The following is a 19,993-nucleotide window of genomic DNA, read 5'->3' as shown; positions in this document are numbered from 1 at the left end:
GCTGCCGCAACCCAGCGCAGTTGGCGCCCACGGCAACCATGACAGCCTACGCCAGCACGGCGGCCTGACTCACGTTCAAGAGATGAAAGAATGGACGGGTGACCGCGATCGAGCCGAACACCGTCCTCTTTGCTTCCGATGCTGCTGCCTCCGGCGCGCCGTACATGACCACCCCGGTGGCCTATGACGGCATCCTGCTCGCCGGGTTCGGTGGCCCTGAGGGACAGGAGGACGTCATCCCGTTCCTCCGCAATGTCACGAGGGGCCGCGGCATCCCGGATGAGCGTCTCGAAGAGGTCGCGCACCACTACCGCCACTTCGGGGGTGTGAGCCCGATCAACGGACAGAACCGCATCCTCAAGGAGGCGCTCGAGGCCGAGCTCGCCCGCCGCGGCATCGATCTTCCGGTGTACTGGGGCAACCGCAACTGGAGCCCGTACCTCGAAGAGGTCGTCACCGAAGCCGCAGCCGACGGCAAGACGACGCTTCTCGCGTTCGCCACGAGCGCCTACAGCTCCTTCTCGAGCTGCCGGCAGTACCGCGAGGACTTCGCGCGAGTGCTGGAGGAGACGAAGCTCGGCGAGACGGTGACGATCGACAAGATCCGTCCGTTCTATGACCACCCCGGGTTCGTCGAGTCGTTCGAGACCGGCGTTCGCGAGGCCGTGGAGACCTTCCTCGGTCAGGGCTTCGCCCCCGCCGAGATCCAGATCCTTTTCTCGACGCACAGCATCCCGACCGCGGATGCCGAGCGCTCGGGCGCGCGGGACATCGACTGGGGCGAGGGCGGTGCGTATGCGGCACAGCATCTCGCCGTCGCCGCATGGGTGATGGATCGCGTCCGCGAGAGCATCCCCGCAGCGGCCGACGTCTCGTGGGAGCTGGTCTACCAGTCCCGTTCGGGCCCCGCCTCGCAGCCGTGGCTCGAGCCGGATGTGTGCGACGTCATCGGCGAGCTCCCCGAGCGCGGTCGGAAGGCCGTGGCCGTCGTGCCGGTCGGTTTCATGAGCGATCACATGGAGGTGCTCTGGGACCTCGACACCGAGGCCGCGGAAGCCGCAGAGGAGGCGGGGCTCGCCTTCACGCGCACTCCGACGCCCGGGGTCGCTCCGTCGTTCGTCAGCGGCATCGTCGACCTGATCATCGAGCGCCTGGAGGGTCGTCCCAACGAGGATCGCCCCCACGTGACGTCTCTGCCCGGTGCGTTCGACGTGTGCCGCCCCGGCTGCTGCGAGAACGTCCGGGCAGGATTCAAGCCGGCTGCTTCCGGCGTGGCCCCGTGAGCACCCGCTGACCCTCGTCGCTTCTAGGATGGATGCCATGCGCATCCATATCGCCACCGATCACGCCGGTCTCGACTTCTCGACGCAGCTGCAGGATCATCTGCGCGACGCAGGTCACGAGGTCGTCGACCACGGACCGGTCGAGTACGACGCGCTCGACGACTACCCCGCGTTCTGCATCCGCGCCGCGCAGGCTGTCGTGGCCGATCAGGCGGCCGGGATCGAGACGCTGGGCGTGGTGTTCGGGGGCTCGGGCAACGGCGAGCAGATCGCCGCGAACAAGGTCGAGGGCGTCCGCGCCGCACTGGTGTGGAACACGTCGACCGCTGAGCTCGCCCGCGAGCACAACGATGCGAACGTGATCTCGATCGGTGCACGTCAGCACTCCTTCGACGAGGTCACCTCGTTCATCGACACCTTCATCGCGACCCCGTTCTCGCACGACGAGCGTCACGTCCGCCGCATCGGTCAGATCGCGGACTTCGAGCGCGACGGCTCGCTGCTTCCGGATCCGCGGGCCTGACATGCCCGAGGGTCACTCCGTCCATCGAATCGCTCGCCAGTTCGACCGGAACTTCGTCGGCAAGACGATGCTCGCCTCGAGTCCCCAGGGGCGATTCGCCGAGGGTGCGGCCGTTCTGAACGGACGTGAGGCGATCAGCGTGCAGGCCGTGGGGAAGCAGATGTTCCTCGAGGCCGAGGGCGATGTCTGGCTGCGAGTGCATCTCGGACTCTACGGGGCATGGGACTTCGCCGGGGACATCCTCGTCGACCCCACCATCGCGTCGGCGAACGGCCGCATGGGGCAGACCAACCAGCGGGGCACGGTGGTCGACGAGGAGATCCTCGACGATGCGGGAGAGAACTCGCTCGCCTCCATCGGTGCACCGCGGCGCACCCGCGTGCATGTCCGCATGTCCGAGCAGACGAAGGGGCTCGCTGACGAGGGGTTCGAATGGCCGCCGCCGGTCGTCGGCCAGGTGCGGCTGCGTCTGATGACCGACATCACCGCCGCAGATCTTCGTGGTCCCACCGCCTGCGTTCTGCAGACGCCCGAGGAGATGCTCGCCAGCGTGGCGAAGCTCGGCCCCGATCCGCTCGTGGGGGACCCCGTGCAGAACGAGGAGCGCTTCGTCGAGGCGGTCCGCAAGAAGCAGACGGTGATCGCGCTCCTGCTCATGGATCAGGCTGTGGTGAGTGGCATCGGCAACGTGTACCGGGCCGAGATGCTGTTCCGGCAGCGATTGAACCCCCATACGCCCGGCCGCGAGGTTCCGGAAGACATCGTGCGAGCCCTGTGGCACGACTGGGTGCGTCTCCTCGCCATCGGTGTCGAGACCGGTCAGATGATGACGATGGACGACCTTTCGCCCGATGCGTACCGAGCCGCGATGGCGAGCCGCGACGACCGGCATTGGGTCTACCACCGTGCCGGTCTGCCGTGCCGCATCTGCGGCACCGAGATCGCTCTCGAAGAGATCGGCGCGCGCAAGCTGTACTGGTGCCCGCGCTGCCAGGCGTGACCCGTCGGCCATAGGCTGAGGGGATGCGTCAGAACCCCAGTTTCACGCTCGCTGATGTGGCCGAGATCCGTCGGATCGTCGATGCCGATCCCTGGGCGACGATCGTGAGCCATGGCGCCGACGGCCTGGTCTCATCGCACTACGTCGTTCTGCTCGATGACGACCGCGACGACCTCACGGTCGTGGGTCATGTCGGGCGGCCCGACGATCTGATCCACGGCCTGGGGGAGAGGGAACTTCTCGTCGTCTTCCAAGGACCGCACGGCTACATCTCGCCCGGGTGGTACGGCGATGTGCAGTCGGTTCCGACCTGGAACTACACGGCCGTGCATCTGGCAGGGATTCCCGAGATACTCAGCGACGAAGAGAACCTCGCCGTGCTCGACCGGCTGGTCGATCGCTTCGAGGGGCGGATGCCGGAGCCGCGGCGGATGTGGGAACGACCGAACGACCCAGCGTTCGTGGCGCGGCTGGCCGGAGGGACGGTGGGCTTCAGACTCACCCCGACCAGGGTCGTCGCCAAGCGCAAACTCAGCCAGAACAAGCCTGCCGAGACCGTGGAGACCGTCATCGCCGAACTCGAGGGCGATGGCCCGTACGCCCAGCCCGCCCTTGCTGCCGAGATGCGCCGGGCCCAGCAGGCCCGCACGGGAGCGGTCCGGTGACCGGTGTCGGTGCGCGCATAGGCACCGTCACGGGCGTTCGCGTGGCGGGCCCGGGGCGCGAGTTCCTCATCGACGACGAGCCGGTCGACATCTTCATCGACGACGGACGCATCGTCGACATCGCTCCCCTGGGCGCGCTGACGCCGAGGGGTGAGGTGCTCGACGGGGGAGGCGCCTGGGCGGTACCCGGCCTGTGGGACAACCACGTGCACACGGTGCAGTGGGCCCTCGCGACGGAGCGAGTCACGCTCGGGAGCGCGGCGTCGGCGGCGGAGGCCGCAGCGATCATGGCTGCGGCGGCGCCCCTTCCCGACGGACGCAAGGTGGGCAGTGGCTTCCGCGACGCGATGTGGCCGGATCGCCCGACGCTCGCTCTGCTCGACAGCGTCACCGGGGAGGTGCCGACCTACCTCATCAATGCCGATGTCCACAGCACGTGGCTGAACTCGGCGGCGCTGCGGCTCGAAGGCTTCGACAGCGACGACGGGATGCTGCGCGAGGAGGAGGCGTTCGAGATCTCCCGCCGCCTCAACGCGGTGGACCCTGATCGTGGCGACATCGCGGTACGCGCGGCCGGGGAGCGCGCCGCCTCTCGCGGGGTGACCGGCCTCGTGGACTTCGACATGGCCTGGAACGCAGATGCCTGGCCGAGGCGAGTGGCTGCAGGCTTCGCGGCGCACCGAGTCGAATTCGCGATCTATCCCTTCGATCTCGACCGCGCGATCCGTGCCGGGCTGCGCACGGGGGAGCTCCATGAGGATCCGGAGGCTCCGGACGCGGGCCGCGGCTTGATTCACGTCGGTCCTCTGAAGATCATCAGCGATGGTTCGCTCGGCACGAGGACGGCCGCGTGCTCCCACTCCTATCCGGGTGACCCGGAGAACTTCGGCGTTCTCACCGTGCCCCCTGCGAAGCTCACCGAGCTGTTGACCGTCGCCACCGGCTCGGGGCTGGCTGTCGCCGTCCACGCCATCGGCGACCGCGCGGTGACGGGAGCGCTCGACGCCTTCACCGTGTCCGGGGCGGTGGGAACGATAGAGCATGCCCAGCTGGTGCGGCACGCGGATCTCGCCCGCTTCGGCCGGCTCGGCGTCGTCGCGAGCGTCCAGCCGCAGCACGCTCTGGATGACCGTGATCTGGTGGGGCGCCACTGGGCGGGTCAGACCTCCATCGGCTACCCCCTCGGGGCGCTGCGCGACGCCGGAGTCGAGCTGCGCTTCGGGTCGGATGCTCCTGTCGCTCCGCTGGATCCGTGGCAGGGCATCTCCGCAGCAGTCACCCGCACGGACGACGAGCGGGAGCCGTGGCATCCGGAAGAACGGCTCACGCGGGAGCAGGCGCTGCAGGCGAGCGTGCGCACGTCGTTGCGACCGGGGGAACCCGCCGATATCGCGCTCTGCGGACTCGACCCGCTCGTCGCCTCGGGTAGCGATCTGCGGGGAATGCCCATCGTGGCAACGCTGCTGTCCGGGCGTCTCACACACGGCGGCTGACGACGGCATGCACGACGAAGGGCACCGGAGAATCCCGGTGCCCTTCGTCGTGAGTGGTGTGGTGGGTTACGCGGCGATGTGCGACACGAGGAACCAGCGGTCCTTCTCGAGTCCGCGCATGATCTCGATCGCGACGTCCTGGCTCGTGAGGTCGACCTCGTCGAGTCCGTCGATCGCAGCCTTCACGTCGATGAGGATCGCGTCGATGTCGGAGATGACAGCGCGCACGAGCTCGTCGGACTGCGTGAAGCCGGCGGGAACCGAGGTCGCGCTGCCCTTGGCAGCCACGGCGCTGATGCGCGCGTCGATCGGGAGACCGAGGGCGACGATCCGCTCGGCCGCCGTGTCTGCGAAGTCACCGGCGTGCGCGACGATCGTGTCGAGGAGCTCGTGGACGCCGACGAAGTTGGCGCCGCGCACGTGCCAGTGCGCCTGCTTGCCATCGATCGTCAGTGCCTGGAGTCCGAGCACGACGGGGGAGAGGAACTGAGCCGCTGCAGCTGCCACTGTCGGGTCGCTGGCGGTGGTGGAAACGGTCTGTACCTTGCTCATCTTGACTCCTCCGGAGTTGTCTCTTCATGCCTGATGATGACAACGCTACTCGTCTGAAAACATTCCGCAAGCAAGCGAAGGCTCGGCTTAGTGCCCCGGAATCATGCGGAAATCCGGCCTTGAGAGGATAGTCTCACCTCATGAGCATCGCAGCCGGAGCCTCTGTCCTCGCGCTCCCGGGAAAGACCCCGTCGGTAGCCGAAGACGCCTTCATCGCCGAGGGAGCGCGCATCGTCGGCGAGGTCTCGCTGGCAGAGGGGGCGAGCGTCTGGTACAACGCCGTACTCCGAGGCGATTCGGCATCCATCGTCATCGGTCCAGGCAGCAACGTGCAGGACAACGCCTCGGTCCACGTCGATGCGGCTCATCCCGTCATCGTGGGCGCGAAGGTGTCGATCGGTCACAACGCTGTCGTGCACGGATGCACGATCGGGGACGGCTCGCTCATCGGCATGGGGGCTGTCGTCCTCAGTGGCGCCGTCATCGGCGCGGGCTGCCTGATCGCCGGCGGAGCAGTGGTGCTCGGAGGAACCGAGGTGCCCGACGGCTCGCTGGTGGCCGGGGTCCCGGCTAAGGTGCGCCGATCGCTCAGCGACGACGAGCGTGCGGATCTGATCGCGAACGCCGAGATCTATCTGAGGCACCTCGAGACGCACGCCGCCGCGACACCGATCTGACCGGTTTGGCCCGATAGGCTTGTCGTCACGGGGCGGTGGCCAAGCTGGTTAAGGCAGTGGGCTCATAACCCAACGATCGTCGGTTCAAGTCCGACCCGCCCTACTCCCGTTCGTCGATTCGCCGAACTCAGATCTCGAGCGCGGTCGGTTCAGGGATGCCGTCGCGAGTATGACGCCCGCCGCGACTCCGCCGATTCCGCCGAAGACCATGTCGCCGATCGTGTCCTGATACGTGACGAAGATCTCGTCGCTGAGGTAGGCCCAGCCCAACCACTCGATCATCTCCCACACCGCGCTGAGCGCGAGGGCCAGGAGCGGTGCGAGGACGAGGGGCGTTCGCGGCCGGGCGCCGCGATCAGGAGTCATCGTGACGACGTCCGCACGGGTGAGGATCAGCGCGGTGATGATGGCCAGAACGCCCGTGCAGACCAGGTGGACGAGCAGATCCCATCCGGGGACCGTTCGGTACAGGTCGAACACGTTGCTCCACGCCGCTACGAGCACCGTCGAGCACACCGCCAGGTCGAACCACCCGCGCAGGCCCAGGACCCGTGGCAGCATCAGGGCCGGAAGAGCGAGCGCGGCGATGCCCGCATCCGTCGGCGTGAGCCAGATCAGCGCGAAGCCGACGCCGATGATCCCCAGAGTCCGCAGAGCATCGGCGGACCACTCGGTGAGGGTGTGAGGAGGTCGCAGGAAGTCCTCTTTCACAGTGCCTTCCTTTCCAGACGCACGAGCGCCGCACTGCCAGGTGGTCCGAGGGTCTGATCCCGCCGAAGACGTGTGCGTTGATGGCGGCGGCACGCACCTGCACGTCCCGGCTGACGAGCATCCAATCGACGCGCCGCCCTGTGAGCCGCGGTCGTCGATACCCGTTGAGCGTGCTCCACAGAGGCGTGAGCCGGTCCTCTGCGGCGATCCAGGAATCGGTGAGCTGCGCGTGCGAGAGAAGCGAGCGCACGGCGCCCGAGCGGGGGCCCGCGTTGAGATCGCCCATCACGATCGCCGGAAGCCCGCGCTCTCGGACCAGATCGGCGATGGCCGCGGCTGATCGCCGCCGAGAACGCGGCGAGAGGTGGTCGAGGTGGGCGTTGACGACGAGGAACCGGACGCCCGTCTCCCTGTCGGAGAACTCCGCTGTCACGAGGATGCGGGGGATGAGGTTGCCCCAGGACCGACTGCCCGGTTCGTCGGGACGTGCTGAGAGGGGCCGCTGCTCCCAGTCACGCAGCTCCAGGCGTTCGGCGTCATAGACGAGCGGAGTGCCCTCACCCGTGCCGTTGCGATTCCTCCCTCTGCCGATGAACCGGTAGTCGGGACCGAGCGCTTCGGAGACGACGCGCGTCGCACGGGGCAGCACCTCCTGCAGCCCGAGGATCGTCGGACGCTCTGAGCCGAGCATCTCGGCGACTGCCGGGGCGCGCACACTCCAGCGATCGCGCTTCGGACGCATGGGCCCCTCCATGGCGCGGCGGATGTTGAAGGACATCACGTGCACGTCCGGCGCGCCTGTCGGGCCGATCAGCGGGGGGACGGTCATCGAGTCCTCCGCGATGCTGGGCCGCGCAGACGGCGCCGGACCGCCAGGCGTGCCCACCGGACAGGGGGGAAGTCGCGCGGCCAGTGCACGAGCACGCTGCGGAAACCTCGGTGCACGCGTCGGCCGAACTGCCCTGCGGTGAGTGGTCTCATCGACATTCCCATCGACTCGCCAGGGAGCCGCGCGATGCGATGGTTCTCACCGAGGTGGAAGGCGAGGTCGAGGTCGTCGTGGATGTGCGGATCGCCGCGATGCACGTCTCCACGCACCGCATGCCATGCCTCCCTCCGGAACGCGAGATTGGAGCCGAAGAGCGGTCGGTGACCGAGCGTGACACTCAAGAGACTCGTGTACGCCCCGAGATAGAGTCGAGCGAGCGGGAGGCGGAGTGCCGCAGGCCCGTCGGTGAACCGCGCGTGTCCGGTCACGGCCCCCGTGCGCTCGTCCTCCCCGAAGGCGGTGACGACGGCGGAGATCCAGTCGGTATCCGGTTCGCAGTCCGCGTCGAGTCTGAGGATCAGATCACCGCCCGCGGCGTCGTATCCGGTGGACGCTGCAGCGGAGATGCCCGGCTCGCTGCAGGTGAGCACGCGCGCGCCCGATGCTCGAGCCACGGACGCCGACGCGTCGGAGGAGTCGTTGTCGACCACGATGATCTCGTCGGCCGGTGACTCCTGTGCGTGCAGGGCCCGCAGACACCGTGCCAGCAGCTCGGCGTCATCCTTGACAGGGATGACCACGGAGGTTGTGGGGGAGCGGACGGGTGGTTTGCGAGACTGGACGCTCCCGGCCTGTCCGGCCCCGTGCTCTTCTGTGCGCTCTGTCATCGGAGCGATCATCTCATCGATCTATGAGGGGAACGAAGGACTTGACACAGGTGGAGCACACCCTGAGCATCGCGCCCGGCTCAGCGACCGTCTGCAGCCGGGACGTCGGGCGAAGGCTCGATCAGTTCGTCGACGAGCGTGATCCCGCCGCTCGAGTTGGCGGAGTGCGCGAGATCCTCTATCCATCGACGGCTGAGCTCCGGTGCCTCGCTTTCATCGAAGACGAACCGCAGGGGGATCGAGGGATGCAGCCAGACCGTCGAGCGGCCTTCAGGGTCGCCCTCCGGGTGCTTCCAGGTCAGTGTGAAGCTCTCGTTGCGACGCAGCTTCGTGGCAACGACGACCTTGAGGTGCGCGAGTGCGCGATCGTCGATATGGATCGGCTCCGAGGCGCCGTAATAGAGAGAACCCATATCTCGGAATATATTCGCCCGAGAGCGAACCTTCGCACCAGCCACCCTCGGCGCGCGAGAGGCGCGAACAATCTGTTCGCAAAGTGTCATCGGCGGTGCTTCGCGGCTGTCACCGAAGGAAGCACGCCGAAGTTGTCGCGATACGCGGCGGCGAACCGGGAAGGGTGCGAGAAACCCCATCGACGGGCCACCGCGGTGACGGTCGAGTACGCCCCGGATTGCAGATCGCGATGCGCGCCGTCCAACCGTGCCCGTCGCAGCGACTCTGCCGGTGTCGTGTCGAGCGCCCGTCGGAAGGCGTACTGCAGTCCCCGTGTCGAGATGTGGACGGCTGCGGCGACGTCATCGACGGTGATCGGCCGGTGCGAATTGTCGGCGATGAAATCGAGGGCCCGACGCACGGTCGCCGGAGCCGGTGTCGTCTGCGTCGGGAGATGGCGCTCGAGACGGCTCGTGGTCGCAAAGGCAGCGAGCGTCGTCGCCGTCGCATGTCGAGCCAACTCGCTGCCCAGGATTTCGTGATCGTCCGTGCTGTTCTCGAGGGCGGCAGCGCTCGACTCGAGATAGGCGAACATGCGGTCCCAGGCTGCGGCCGCGTGCGCGGAGCGAGGCGAGAGGTCGGTGATCCGGATGGACAGGTCGTCGTCACCGCTGATCTGCCGGGCGAGGCGCGACAGGGTGTCGCGTTCGAACACCAGCGCCGTGACTCGGGCACCAGCGTCCCACCGCGCATGCACTCGTGGACCGTCGGAGATCCAGGGGCGGCTCGCATCGAGATCGCCGCGGTCGGAGTAGACCCGTGCATCCGGACCGTCCACTCGGCAGACCAGAACCTGGTCATGCGGTTCGGCTGTCGAACGGACCTCGGCCGCCAGGTCGTATCGGACCAGGCTCACACCCGCGAGATCCGCAGAGTGCCAATCGAAGAGGAACCGCTCGGGGTCGACGTCGTGCAGGACCGCGGACGGGACGAACTGCTTCCAGGTGCTCTCGACTCGGGAGACGTCACTGGTTCGGAATCGCATCGCGAGGCACCTCCTCGAGAGCGCGGTGGGCGCGCACCGGCCAGGTGCCGTCGAGGCTCTCATCCGGCTCGAGGCGACCGATCCGGATGAAGTACTCCGTGAGGCTCGCCGCCTGGGAACGGGCCCACCCGATCTGCCGGGTGTGCAGCTCCTCGAGAGTCTCGGGAAGCACGAACTGACGCGCCAGCGCCTGCGCGACCCGGCCTGCGGCCACCGCATCTGCGGCGGCCTCGTGCGCATCCTCGAGTCGCACGGCGTAGAGAGCGGCGACGACCTCGAGGGTGCGCTTGCCCGGGCGGTAGCGGTCGTACGCCTTATCGATCACGAGAGGGTCGATGATCGGCGCGGGATTCTCGAGTGGCGCTATTCCGTGGCGATGCGCCTCATGCGCCAGGAGGGAGAAGTCGTACGCTGCGTTGTACGCGACGATCGGAACCCCTTGCGAGAGCAGGGATCGCAGGGCAGCGGTCACCTCTCCGACCACTTCGGCACCCGGACGGCCGTGCCGTCGGGCATGCTCGGTGGTGACTCCGTGCACGGCCGTGGCGCCCTCGGGGATCGGCACGCCGGGATCCGACAACCAGTCCCTGGCGGCGATCTCGCGCCCATCTGCATCGAGGAGCCCCACGTGCGCGGTGACGACCCGATCCTTCTCCACATCGACACCCGTGGTCTCGAGGTCGAACACGCCGACACGAGTGATCCAGTGCGGGAGCGAGGGGGCCGGGGGCATGGTTTCACCGTAGATCCGGGTTCCGACATCCGCGCGGAGGCGCACGGAGAGCATGCATGCGTCGACTCTAGACTTGGTCCATGACCGTCCCTTCCCCCTATGCAGACCGCCTCAGCCGACTGCCGGTCGCGCGCCACGAGGTCGCGGTCCGCGGCGGTACGACCGTGTTCTGGGAGTACGGACCGGTCGACGCCGACGTGACGGTGGTCGCCGTGCACGGTTTCCGGGGCGAGCACCACGGTCTCGAGCCCGTCCTCGCCTTCCTGCCCGAGGTTCGGGTGATCTCTCCCGATCTCCCGGGTTTCGGCGAGACGGCGCCCATCGCCGGCCGCACGTACGATCTCGACGAGTACGTCGCCTGGCTGAAGGACTTCGCGGCGACGGTGGCTCCTGGAGCGGTGATCCTCGGACACTCCTTCGGATCGATCGTCGCCTCGGCGGCGGTCGCAGCGGGTCTCGAGACTCCGAGGCTGATCCTGATCAATCCGATCGGGGCGCCTGCACTCGAGGGCCCGAAGGGCATCATGACGCGCCTTGCTGTCCTGTACTACTCGCTCGGGGCGCGCCTGCCCGAGCGAGCGGGCACCGCGCTCTTGCGCAACCGTCTGATCGTCAGGGTCATGAGCATCACGATGGCCAAGACGTCGGACCCGCAGCTGCGACGTTTCATCCACGATCAGCACGACACCTACTTCTCGCGTTTCGCAGACCGCGACGTCCTCCGGGATGCGTTCGTGACGAGCGTGTCGCACGACGTGAGCGAGTTCGCCTCGTCGATCTCGACTCCTACGCTGCTCATCGCCGCCCAGCGGGACGACATCACCCCCATCGAGGTCGAGCGACAGCTCGCGACCCGCTTCGACGACGCCACGCTGGTCGAGATCGCCCGGGTCGGCCACCTGATCCACTACGAGACGCCCGCCGAGGCGGCCGGCGCCGTTCGCCGATTCCTCAGGATTCCCGTCGAGCGAGGCCGATGAGGCCGGCGACACGGAACGGGATCACCTCGCCCATCGCGAGAGAGGTCTCGGTGCGTTCGACGCCTTCGATCGACAGGATGCGCGCGTCGGTGTCGAAGAGGTGCCTGGCGTCTCTGCACGCGACGCGCGCGAGCAGGTCGATCGACCCGCTGAGCCCGTGCGCCTGCACGACTTCGGGGATCCGAGCCAGCTCGTTGATGATGCGCGGGAGTTCGGTCTGACGCACCCCGATGCTCACGAACGCCTGAAGTGGGAACCCGAGCACATCGGTGGAGAACGATCGTTCGTACGACTGGAAGATCCCGGTCTGCTCGAGCCTCGCCATGCGTGCCTGAATGGTGTTGCGGGACAGCCCGAGATTCTCCGCGAGTGCGACGATCGTGACCCGGGGGTCATCGGCGAGGGCGGCGAGAAGTTCCAGATCGATGCGGTCAAGTCCGGCCATAGTGCCAAACGATAGCAGGGCGGGGGATGCCAAGATTTGGCAACATGCTCAAGCCGATCGTGGTTGCTTGAGCGAGGTGATGAGCGGACGTACGCTCAAGTCAACCGGCGATGAGGCCGGGGCCGAGCGTAGAACCCGTGACGACGGCCACGAATGAGGAGGACGATGATGTCACCGCAGATCACCCCGATCGCCGATACGGCACAGGATCTCGAACTCGCCGAGCGCATCCTCTCACCAGAGGGCGAGCGGATCTCGAACCCGCTGCTCGATTCCCACGTTGCTGACGTCGACGCAGCACAGCTGCGGGCGCTGCATCGCGACATGGTCATCCTCCGTCGCATCGACGCGGAGGGCGTCGCGCTCCAGCGTCAGGGACAGCTCGGACTCTGGGCGCCGTGCCAGGGTCAGGAGGCGACCCAGATCGGCACAGCGCGGGCGATCGCTCCTCGGGACTACGTCTTCCCGAGCTATCGGGAGACGGGGGTCATCTATGCCCGCGGCGCGAAGCCCGGCGACTTCGTCCGCATGTGGCGCGGCGAAGAGGGCGCGGGTCATGACTCCGCAGCGCTCCGGGTGGCTCCGCTGCAGATCATCATCGGAGCGCAGACGCTCCATGCCGTCGGCTACGCGCTCGGCATCCGTCATGAAGGCGCGGACGAAGTCGCTGTCACCTACTTCGGCGACGGCGCCACGAGTCAGGGCGACGTCAATGAGGCGATGATCTTCGCCTCCTCGTATCAGGCACCTGTCGTCTTCGTCTGCCAGAACAACCACTGGGCGATCTCGGAGCCGGTATCGGTGCAGTCGAAGTATCCGATCGCCGGGCGGGCGCCCGGCTTCGGCATCCCGAGCCTCCGGGTCGATGGCAACGACGTCCTCGCGTGCATGGCCGCGATGCGCTGGGCCCTCGCGCACGCCCGGTCGGGAAAGGGCCCCGCCTACATCGAAGCGGTCACGTACCGGATGGGCCCGCACACGACAGCCGACGATCCGACTCGCTACCGCAGGGACGACGAGCTCGAGGCGTGGCGCCGTCGCGACCCCATCGCGCGCATGGAAGCGCATCTGCTCTCGATCGGCGAGCTGAGTGACGAGCAGATCGCCGAGACGCAGAAGGCCGCCGACGTCGCGGCACGGGAGATGCGCGCCGAGTGCCTGAGCATGGTGACCCGCCCACCGCTCGCCGTCTTCGACGGCGTCTATGCTGAGCCGCACGCCGGGCTCGACCGCCAGCGCGACGAGTACGCCACGTACCTCGCCTCCTTCGACGGGGAGGTGTGATGATGACGCAGATCACTCTCGGGAAGGCGCTCGGCGCCGGCCTCCGCCAGGCGATGCGCGACGACGACAAGGTCGTGCTGCTGGGCGAGGACATCGGCAGGCTGGGTGGCGTCTTCCGCATCACGGACGGACTCCTCGACGAGTTCGGTGCGAAGCGCGTCATCGACACGCCTCTCGCAGAGTCCGGCATCGTCGGAATGGCTGTCGGGTTGGCGTTCCGTGGCTATCGGCCCGTCGTGGAGATCCAGTTCGACGGATTCGTGTACCCCGCGTTCGATCAGATCGTCGCCCAGGTCGCCAAGCTGCACTACCGCACGCAGGGTCGGGTACGGATGCCGATCACGATCCGCATCCCGTGGGCCGGCGGGATCGGCGCGGCCGAGCACCACTCGGAATCGCCCGAGGCGTACTTCGTGCACACGGCGGGACTCCGCGTGATCGCCGTGTCGAATCCCGAGGACGCGTACCGGAGTCTGCGTCAGGCCATCGCGTCGGACGACCCGGTGATCTTCTTCGAGCCGAAGCGGCTCTACCACCAGAAGGGCGAGGTCGACCTCGACGCCCCGCTGGCGGATGCTGCGCCTATGGGACTCGCGCGTGTCGTACGAGCAGGCGACGACGCGACGCTCATCACCTACGGGGCGATGGTCACGACCGCGTTGCAGGCGGCCGAGGCTGCGGAGGACGACGGCATCTCGCTGGAGGTCATCGACCTATGCTCGCTGTCGCCCGTCGACTACGACACGGTCGCGACGTCGGTCCGCAAGACCGGACGGGTCGTCGTCGCCCACGAGGCGTCACGCGAGGCGGGCATGGCCGCCGAGGTGATCGCGAGCATCACCGAGCGATGCTTCGAATACCTCGAGTCCGCTCCGCTGCGGGTGACCGGGCACGACGTTCCCTATCCGCCGGCGAAGCTCGAGAAGTACCACCTGCCGGACCTCGACCGCCTGCTCGATGCCGTCGATCGCGTCCTCGACCGTCCGAACAGCCTGACGGGAGCAGACGCATGAACGCGGAGTTCCGACTGCCGGACCTCGGGGAGGGGCTGACAGAGGCAGAGGTCGTCCAGTGGCTCGTCGCACCCGGCGACACGGTGACGCTCAATCAGACTCTGGCTGAGGTCGAGACCGCCAAGGCGATCGTCGAGCTGCCTTCTCCCTACGAAGGCGTGGTCGCCGCCCTGCACGCCGCGGCGGGTCAGACGATCGCGGTCGGGGCTCCCCTGATCGAGTTCGACGTCGAGGGGGCCGATGGGCCGTCCGAGGCGGACTCGGCCGGAGTCGATGGGCAGGAGAAGGCGCAGCCCAACCTCGTGGGCTACGGGGCCGCCCCCGCGGCATCCGGGCGGCCCGCTCGGCGTGCCAGACGTGCGGCCGGAATCAGAGCTTCGACCGACACGGCTGTGCTCGAGGCGGCACCGCATGACGCCTCGCCGACGGCGAGCGTGGAGGTCGTCATCGAACGGCCCCGGTCCACCCCGCCGGTGCGCGCGTACGCCAAGCGTCTCGGCGTCGATCTCGCCCTGGTGGCCGCGTCGGTCGGAGATCGAGTGATCACGCGCGTCGACATCGACGACTACGTCGCTCGCACCGGCGTCACCGTCGAGCAGGCCGACTCCGCACCGCGACACGCTGCGGTTCCGGACGACGCGACGGGGCTCCGGGAGCGCTCGCGGGAGACGCGCATCCCCATCCGCGGGGTCCGCAAGCACACCGCCGCGGCGATGGTCGAGAGTGCGTTCACCGCGCCGCACGTGACGGTCTTCCACACGGTCGATGTGACGGCCACCATGGACCTTCTCGAGTCGCTGCGCGGCGACCGGTCGCTGTCCGAGCAGCGGATCGGTCCGCTCGCCGTCGTGGCGAAGGCGGTGTGTCTCGCACTGACCCGCGCCCCCGGCCTGAACGCGCGGTGGGACGATTCCGCCGGAGAGATCGTGCAGTTCGGGTACGTCGATCTCGGAATCGCTGCAGCGACCGAACGGGGACTCATCGTGCCCCACATCCGCGACGCCGAGACTCTGAGCCTCGTTCAGCTCGCGGATGCCCTGAAGTCTCTCGCCGCCACGGCACGTGAAGGCAGGACGTCTCCGGTTGAGCTGTCGGGTGGCACGTTCTCGATCTCGAACATCGGGGTGTTCGGGATCGATGCGGGCACACCCATCCTCCCGCCTGGGCAATCGGGGATACTCGCGGTCGGTGCCGTCCGTCGTCGTCCGTGGGAGCACCGCGGCGAGATCGCCCTTCGCCACGTGATGACGCTCAGCCTCTCGTTCGACCATCGGATCGTCGACGGGGCTGAGGGCGCGAAATTCCTCAGGGACGTCGCCGACGTGCTGGAGGAACCCGGTCGGGCGATGCTCCTCAGGTAGTCGCCCGGAGCGCCGATTCCGCCATCGCGGCGAGCACTGCCGCGGTGGCGGAGTGGTGTCTGGATGCCGCCCGCGTGCTGTGCGGGGTCGAGTTGATCAACCCGAAGCACGCCTGCACCCGCAGGCGGAGCTCGTCGGCGTCGGCGTCGACGAGTGGGCTCAGCGTGTCGATCCAGAGATCGATGTACGCGCGCTGCAGTCGTCGGACCGCGGCGTGATCCGGAGCTGCAAGGTGCACCACGTCTCGATCGTGCACTCGGATCACGTCGGCGTTGCCGAGGGCGAATTCGACGTGGAAGTCGACGAGTGCGCGGATGCGCTCTTCGGGAGTGGACCCGTCGGACGCTACCCGGGTGCCGCCCGTGACGAGATCGTCGCTCACCTTGATCAGCACGGCACCGAGCAGCGCCTGCTTTCCCGCGAAGTGGCGGTAGACGGCCGGGCCCGAGACGCCCACGGCGGCGCCGATGTCCTCGAGGCTCACTCCGTTGTACCCGCTCTCGGCGAAGAGCCGCGCCGCCTCTCGGAGGATCGCGTCCGACCGCTCTGCCTTCGCGCGATCTCGCGCAGTCGGGGGGCTTGTCATCTCAGTTAATCCTCGCTAACCTGATGCTATCGGTTAGTGAACACTAACCGAGAAAGCATCCAGTGCGCCAGAGCGATGACGCCGGCGCCGTGTGGTCGAGGAGGACGTCACGATGCCCGCAACCCAGCAGGCCCTCGCCGCGGAGCTGCACGAACGGCTCGCGGTCGCCGCCCGAGGCGGGCCCGAGGCATCTCGCGAGAGGCACATCGCTCGGGGCAAGCTGCTCCCGCGAGACCGTGTGGCCAGGCTGCTCGACGAGGGCAGTCCCTTCGTCGAGATCGCGCCTCTGGCCGCAGACGGTCTGTACGGGGGAGAGGCACCGGCCGCCGGAGTCATCGCCGGGATCGGTCTCGTGCACGGACGCCACGTGATGGTCGTCTGCAACGACGCCACCGTGAAGGGCGGAACCTACTACCCGCTCACGGTCAAGAAGCACCTGCGCGCGCAGGAGATCGCGCTCGAGAACCGACTGCCCTGCCTGTATCTGGTCGACTCGGGCGGCGCCTTCCTGCCCAGGCAGGACGAGGTGTTCCCGGATCGAGAGCATTTCGGCCGCATCTTCTTCAATCAGGCGAGGATGTCGGCCGAGGGCATCCCGCAGCTCGCTGCCGTGCTGGGCTCGTGCACGGCCGGCGGAGCATATGTCCCGGCTATGAGCGATGAGACCGTCATCGTGCGCGACCAGGGGACGATCTTCCTCGGTGGCCCACCGCTCGTCAAGGCGGCGATCGGCGAGGTCGTCTCGGCGGAAGAGCTCGGCGGCGGCGAACTGCACGCCCGGCGCAGCGGCGTGGTCGACCACCTCGCCGAAGACGACGAGCACGCGCTGGAGATCCTTCGTGACATCGTCGCCACGCTGCCAGCGCCTCTCCACCCGGTGTGGGAGGTGCACGACACCCGTGAGCCCGCGGAGTCGGAATCGATCTACGACGTCGTCCCCGTCGACGTCAACGCCGCATATGACGTGCACGACGTCATCACGCGGCTGGTCGACGGCGACACCTTCCGCGAGTTCAAGGCGGAGTACGGCACGACCCTCGTCACCGGGTTCGCGCGGCTGCACGGGCATCCCGTCGGGATCGTCGCGAACAACGGCGTGCTGTTCAGCGAATCCGCGCTGAAGGGTGCGCATTTCATCGAGCTCTGCGATCAGCGAGGCATCCCCCTGGTCTTCCTGCAGAACATCTCGGGCTTCATGGTCGGGTCGGATGCCGAGGCAGGGGGCATAGCGAAGGACGGGGCCAAGATGGTCACCGCCGTCGCGAGCACGCGCGTGCCCAAGCTCACGGTGATCATCGGCGGATCCTTCGGCGCGGGCAACTACTCGATGTGCGGACGGGCGTACTCGCCGAGATTCCTGTGGACCTGGCCGGCCAGTCGCATCTCGGTGATGGGCGGCGCTCAGGCGGCCTCCGTTCTCGGGACGGTCAAGGACGACCAGCTCGCGGCTCGCGGACAGAGCTGGAGCTCCGAGGAGCGGACGGCCTTCGAGCAGCCCATCCGTGAGCAATACGAGACCCAGGGTGAGCCGTACTACGCCACGGCCCGCCTGTGGGACGACGGAATCATCGATCCAGCCCAGACCCGCGACCTTCTGGGGCTCGCCCTCGACGTGGTCGCGCGAAGCCCCCTGCCCGAACCGCGCTTCGGCCTCTTCCGGATGTGACCGCCATGACGAACACCTCTGCCTCCCGTCACTTCGACACGGTGCTCGTCGCCAATCGTGGCGAGATCGCGCGGCGCATCATCCGCACGCTGCGCACACTCGGCATCCGCAGCATCGCCGCCTACAGCGATGCGGATGCCGACGCACCCCATGTGCGCGAGGCCGACGAAGCTGTGCGGATCGGCCCGGCGCCGGTCGCCGAGTCGTACCTCGACGTCGACGCCGTCATCGCGGCCGCGCGTGCGACCGGAGCGCAGGCCATCCATCCGGGCTACGGCTTCCTCTCGGAGAGCGTGGGGCTGGCGGAGGCCTGCGCAGAGAGCGGCGTCGTGTTCATAGGACCTTCGATCGAGGCACTCCAGATCATGGGCGACAAGGCCAAGGCGCGCGATCATGTCGTCCGGTCCGGAGTCCCCGTGGTTCCCGGGTTCGATGCGAGGGGACTGTCGGACGCGGAGATCGCCGAAGAGGCTGCCGCCGTCGGCTACCCGCTGCTCGTCAAACCGAGCGCGGGGGGCGGCGGGAAGGGGATGGAGGTCGTCGAGGCGCCGGTGGGCCTGAGTGCCGCATTGGCCTCCGCGCGGCGGGTCGCCCGATCGGCGTTCGGTGACGACTCGCTGATCCTGGAGCGGCTCATCCGCCGCCCACGCCACATCGAGGTTCAGGTCTTCGGTGACACGCATGGCTCGGTGATCGCCCTCGGCGAGCGCGAGTGCACACTCCAGCGCCGACACCAGAAGGTGATCGAAGAGGCTCCGTCCGCAGGCATCCCCGAGGCGACGAGGGACCGTCTTCTCGAGGCTGCGACGCAGGCCGCGGCGAGCGTCTCCTACGTGGGTGCCGGCACCGTCGAGTTCCTCATCGATGCGGATGCCCCGGATCAGGTCTTCTTCATAGAGATGAACACCCGTCTGCAGGTCGAGCACCCCGTCACGGAGGAGGTGACCGGGCTCGACCTCGTCGCTCTCCAGATCAGCATCGCTGCGGGAGGACGCCTCGACCCTGCACCCACGGTTCGCGGGCACGCGATCGAGGCGCGGGTATACGCGGAGTCGCCTGAGCGCGGGTTCCTTCCCTCGACCGGGCGCATTCTGCTCTTCGACCCGCCGCGGGGGGTGAGAGTCGACGCGGCGGTCGAGACCGGCAGCGAGGTGACGGGGTTCTACGACCCGATGATCGCCAAGGTGATCGCTTTCGCGGAGGACCGGAGTTCCGCCCTCCGCCTCCTCGACGAAGCTCTGAGCAGAACCGTCGTGTTGGGTGTCGACACGAACATCGCGTTCCTCCGGCTGCTCTGCCGCGATGAGCGTGTCATGGCCGGCGACCTCGACACCGGACTCATCGAGACGCTTCTGCCCCTCGAAGACGAGCCGCCGACGACCACGATGCTGGTGGCCGCGAGCCGCGCGGTCCTGCACGCCGAGGACACGGTCGGCGAGGCCAGGAGGGCTCGACGGGCGGGCCAGGTGTGGCAGGCACTCACCGAGCGCGACCGCCACGAGATCTCGTTCCTGACCGACCGGGGCGAGGTGATCCTCGCTCCTGCAGCCGACGAACCTGCAGCTCGTGCGACCGTCGCGACGGACGTCGACGGCGGCGCCTGGGTGAGCGAGGACGGACGCACGATGCACCTGCGGCCCCTGGATCGTCGCGCCCGCATGCAGCACCGACTGCAGGCGCGGGAGCGGCGCGAGACCGAGAGCGGTCCGGATGCGCGGGCCCCGATGCCGGGAAGCGTCGTGGCGGTGCACGTCCGAGACGGCGACAAGGTGACCGCCGGCACTCCTCTTGTCTCTATAGAGGCGATGAAGATGGAGCATCCGGTGCTGGCGCCCCATGACGGGACGGTGCGCCTGACGGTGGCCGTCGGCGATCAGGTACGACGCGATCAGCGGGTCGCACACATGACGACGGAGGAGAACTGAGC

20 protein-coding genes, 1 tRNA gene and 1 pseudogene are annotated in these 19,993 nt (G+C 68.0%); 13 read left to right on the top strand and 9 right to left on the bottom strand.

Features of this window, described 5'->3' with window-relative positions:
* The first annotated feature begins 98 nt into the window (after window positions 1-98).
* From ACLKOY_RS03110 to ACLKOY_RS03090, 5 genes are read left to right on the top strand one after another with little or no spacing between them, the layout of a single operon-like run.
* A complete protein-coding gene (locus tag ACLKOY_RS03110) occupies window positions 99-1,283 on the top strand; it encodes a ferrochelatase (protein ID WP_436452386.1) in 1,185 nt (394 codons plus the stop codon).
* Window positions 1,284-1,320: 37 nt separating this feature from the next.
* Entirely contained in the window at window positions 1,321-1,806 is a 486-nt protein-coding gene (locus ACLKOY_RS03105; RefSeq protein WP_363570564.1) for a ribose-5-phosphate isomerase, read from the top strand.
* Window position 1,807: 1 nt separating this feature from the next.
* Window positions 1,808-2,806: a DNA-formamidopyrimidine glycosylase family protein gene (locus ACLKOY_RS03100; RefSeq protein ID WP_363570562.1), complete on the top strand. Its 999-nt coding sequence runs from the start codon at window positions 1,808-1,810 to the stop codon at window positions 2,804-2,806.
* A gap of 23 nt (window positions 2,807-2,829) precedes the next feature.
* A complete protein-coding gene (locus tag ACLKOY_RS03095; RefSeq protein WP_436452385.1) occupies window positions 2,830-3,471 on the top strand; it encodes an FMN-binding negative transcriptional regulator in 642 nt (213 codons plus the stop codon).
* A complete protein-coding gene (locus tag ACLKOY_RS03090; protein WP_436452384.1) occupies window positions 3,468-4,964 on the top strand; it encodes an amidohydrolase in 1,497 nt (498 codons plus the stop codon). The genes ACLKOY_RS03095 and ACLKOY_RS03090 overlap by 4 nt, the downstream gene beginning before the upstream one ends.
* Before the next feature lie 66 nt (window positions 4,965-5,030).
* Here ACLKOY_RS03090 and ACLKOY_RS03085 read toward each other — a convergent pair whose 3' ends face one another.
* The gene (locus ACLKOY_RS03085) at window positions 5,031-5,516 is read right to left on the bottom strand and encodes a Dps family protein (protein ID WP_042536706.1); all 486 of its coding nucleotides are present in this window, start codon (window positions 5,514-5,516) and stop codon (window positions 5,031-5,033) included.
* Window positions 5,517-5,656: 140 nt separating this feature from the next.
* Between ACLKOY_RS03085 and ACLKOY_RS03080 the strand changes: the two genes are divergently transcribed.
* Window positions 5,657-6,193, top strand: a complete 537-nt coding sequence (locus ACLKOY_RS03080) for a gamma carbonic anhydrase family protein (RefSeq protein WP_436452383.1) — start codon at window positions 5,657-5,659, stop codon at window positions 6,191-6,193.
* Between the two features lie 29 nt (window positions 6,194-6,222).
* Window positions 6,223-6,296 (top strand) — tRNA-Ile (locus ACLKOY_RS03075).
* On the opposite strand, the gene ACLKOY_RS03070 is transcribed toward ACLKOY_RS03075, so the two are convergent.
* From ACLKOY_RS03070 to ACLKOY_RS03045, 6 genes and pseudogenes are all read right to left on the bottom strand, one after another.
* On the bottom strand, window positions 6,278-6,904 hold the full coding sequence (locus ACLKOY_RS03070; protein WP_436452382.1) for a hypothetical protein: 627 nt from the start codon (window positions 6,902-6,904) through the stop codon (window positions 6,278-6,280). The two genes, ACLKOY_RS03075 and ACLKOY_RS03070, sit on opposite strands and share 19 nt — an antisense overlap.
* Window positions 6,905-6,956: 52 nt before the next feature.
* Window positions 6,957-7,682: pseudogene (locus ACLKOY_RS03065) on the bottom strand (endonuclease/exonuclease/phosphatase family protein); the annotation flags it as partial.
* Between the two features lie 47 nt (window positions 7,683-7,729).
* Window positions 7,730-8,473, bottom strand: a complete 744-nt coding sequence (locus ACLKOY_RS03060) for a glycosyltransferase family 2 protein (protein WP_436452381.1) — start codon at window positions 8,471-8,473, stop codon at window positions 7,730-7,732.
* A gap of 167 nt (window positions 8,474-8,640) precedes the next feature.
* On the bottom strand, window positions 8,641-8,973 hold the full coding sequence (locus ACLKOY_RS03055) for a DUF7882 family protein (protein WP_363570550.1): 333 nt from the start codon (window positions 8,971-8,973) through the stop codon (window positions 8,641-8,643).
* Between the two features lie 86 nt (window positions 8,974-9,059).
* Window positions 9,060-9,998, bottom strand: a complete 939-nt coding sequence (locus ACLKOY_RS03050) for a helix-turn-helix transcriptional regulator (protein WP_436452380.1) — start codon at window positions 9,996-9,998, stop codon at window positions 9,060-9,062.
* Window positions 9,979-10,731, bottom strand: coding sequence for an exonuclease domain-containing protein (locus ACLKOY_RS03045; RefSeq protein ID WP_436452378.1), 753 nt, complete (start codon window positions 10,729-10,731; stop codon window positions 9,979-9,981). Before ACLKOY_RS03045 ends, ACLKOY_RS03050 begins: the two co-directional genes overlap by 20 nt.
* Before the next feature lie 80 nt (window positions 10,732-10,811).
* Here ACLKOY_RS03045 and ACLKOY_RS03040 point away from each other — a divergent pair, with 80 nt between their 5' ends.
* Entirely contained in the window at window positions 10,812-11,711 is a 900-nt protein-coding gene (locus ACLKOY_RS03040; protein WP_436452377.1) for an alpha/beta fold hydrolase, read from the top strand.
* On the opposite strand, the gene ACLKOY_RS03035 is transcribed toward ACLKOY_RS03040, so the two are convergent.
* Entirely contained in the window at window positions 11,683-12,156 is a 474-nt protein-coding gene (locus tag ACLKOY_RS03035; RefSeq protein WP_042536698.1) for an Lrp/AsnC family transcriptional regulator, read from the bottom strand. The genes ACLKOY_RS03040 and ACLKOY_RS03035 overlap by 29 nt on opposite strands.
* 168 nt (window positions 12,157-12,324) lie before the next feature.
* Between ACLKOY_RS03035 and pdhA the strand changes: the two genes are divergently transcribed.
* From pdhA to ACLKOY_RS03020, 3 genes are read left to right on the top strand one after another with little or no spacing between them, the layout of a single operon-like run.
* Window positions 12,325-13,440 (top strand): pyruvate dehydrogenase (acetyl-transferring) E1 component subunit alpha, encoded by a 1,116-nt coding sequence (gene pdhA, locus ACLKOY_RS03030; protein WP_436452375.1) that lies wholly within the window; start codon window positions 12,325-12,327, stop codon window positions 13,438-13,440.
* Between the two features lie 2 nt (window positions 13,441-13,442).
* Window positions 13,443-14,453 carry an alpha-ketoacid dehydrogenase subunit beta gene (locus tag ACLKOY_RS03025; RefSeq protein WP_436452374.1) on the top strand — a complete coding sequence of 337 codons (1,011 nt, stop codon included), beginning with the start codon at window positions 13,443-13,445 and terminating at the stop codon, window positions 14,451-14,453.
* A complete protein-coding gene (locus ACLKOY_RS03020; RefSeq protein ID WP_436452372.1) occupies window positions 14,450-15,814 on the top strand; it encodes a dihydrolipoamide acetyltransferase family protein in 1,365 nt (454 codons plus the stop codon). The genes ACLKOY_RS03025 and ACLKOY_RS03020 overlap by 4 nt, the downstream gene beginning before the upstream one ends.
* Here ACLKOY_RS03020 and ACLKOY_RS03015 read toward each other — a convergent pair.
* Window positions 15,807-16,400, bottom strand: a complete 594-nt coding sequence (locus ACLKOY_RS03015) for a TetR/AcrR family transcriptional regulator (protein WP_436452370.1) — start codon at window positions 16,398-16,400, stop codon at window positions 15,807-15,809. The two genes, ACLKOY_RS03020 and ACLKOY_RS03015, sit on opposite strands and share 8 nt — an antisense overlap.
* Window positions 16,401-16,512: 112 nt before the next feature.
* Between ACLKOY_RS03015 and ACLKOY_RS03010 the strand changes: the two genes are divergently transcribed.
* Together ACLKOY_RS03010 and ACLKOY_RS03005 are read left to right on the top strand one after the other, a co-directional pair.
* Window positions 16,513-18,066, top strand: a complete 1,554-nt coding sequence (locus ACLKOY_RS03010) for a carboxyl transferase domain-containing protein (RefSeq protein ID WP_436452368.1) — start codon at window positions 16,513-16,515, stop codon at window positions 18,064-18,066.
* Window positions 18,067-18,071: 5 nt separating this feature from the next.
* Complete coding sequence (locus tag ACLKOY_RS03005) at window positions 18,072-19,991, top strand: biotin carboxylase N-terminal domain-containing protein (protein WP_436452366.1); 1,920 nt, start codon at window positions 18,072-18,074, stop codon at window positions 19,989-19,991.
* Window positions 19,992-19,993: the final 2 nt, after the last annotated feature.

The sequence above is a fragment of the Microbacterium sp. K2 genome, from assembly GCF_051365005.1.
Taxonomy (GTDB): Bacteria; Actinomycetota; Actinomycetes; order Actinomycetales; family Microbacteriaceae; genus Microbacterium; species Microbacterium foliorum_B.
This window is presented reverse-complemented; position numbering and strand designations above follow the sequence as displayed.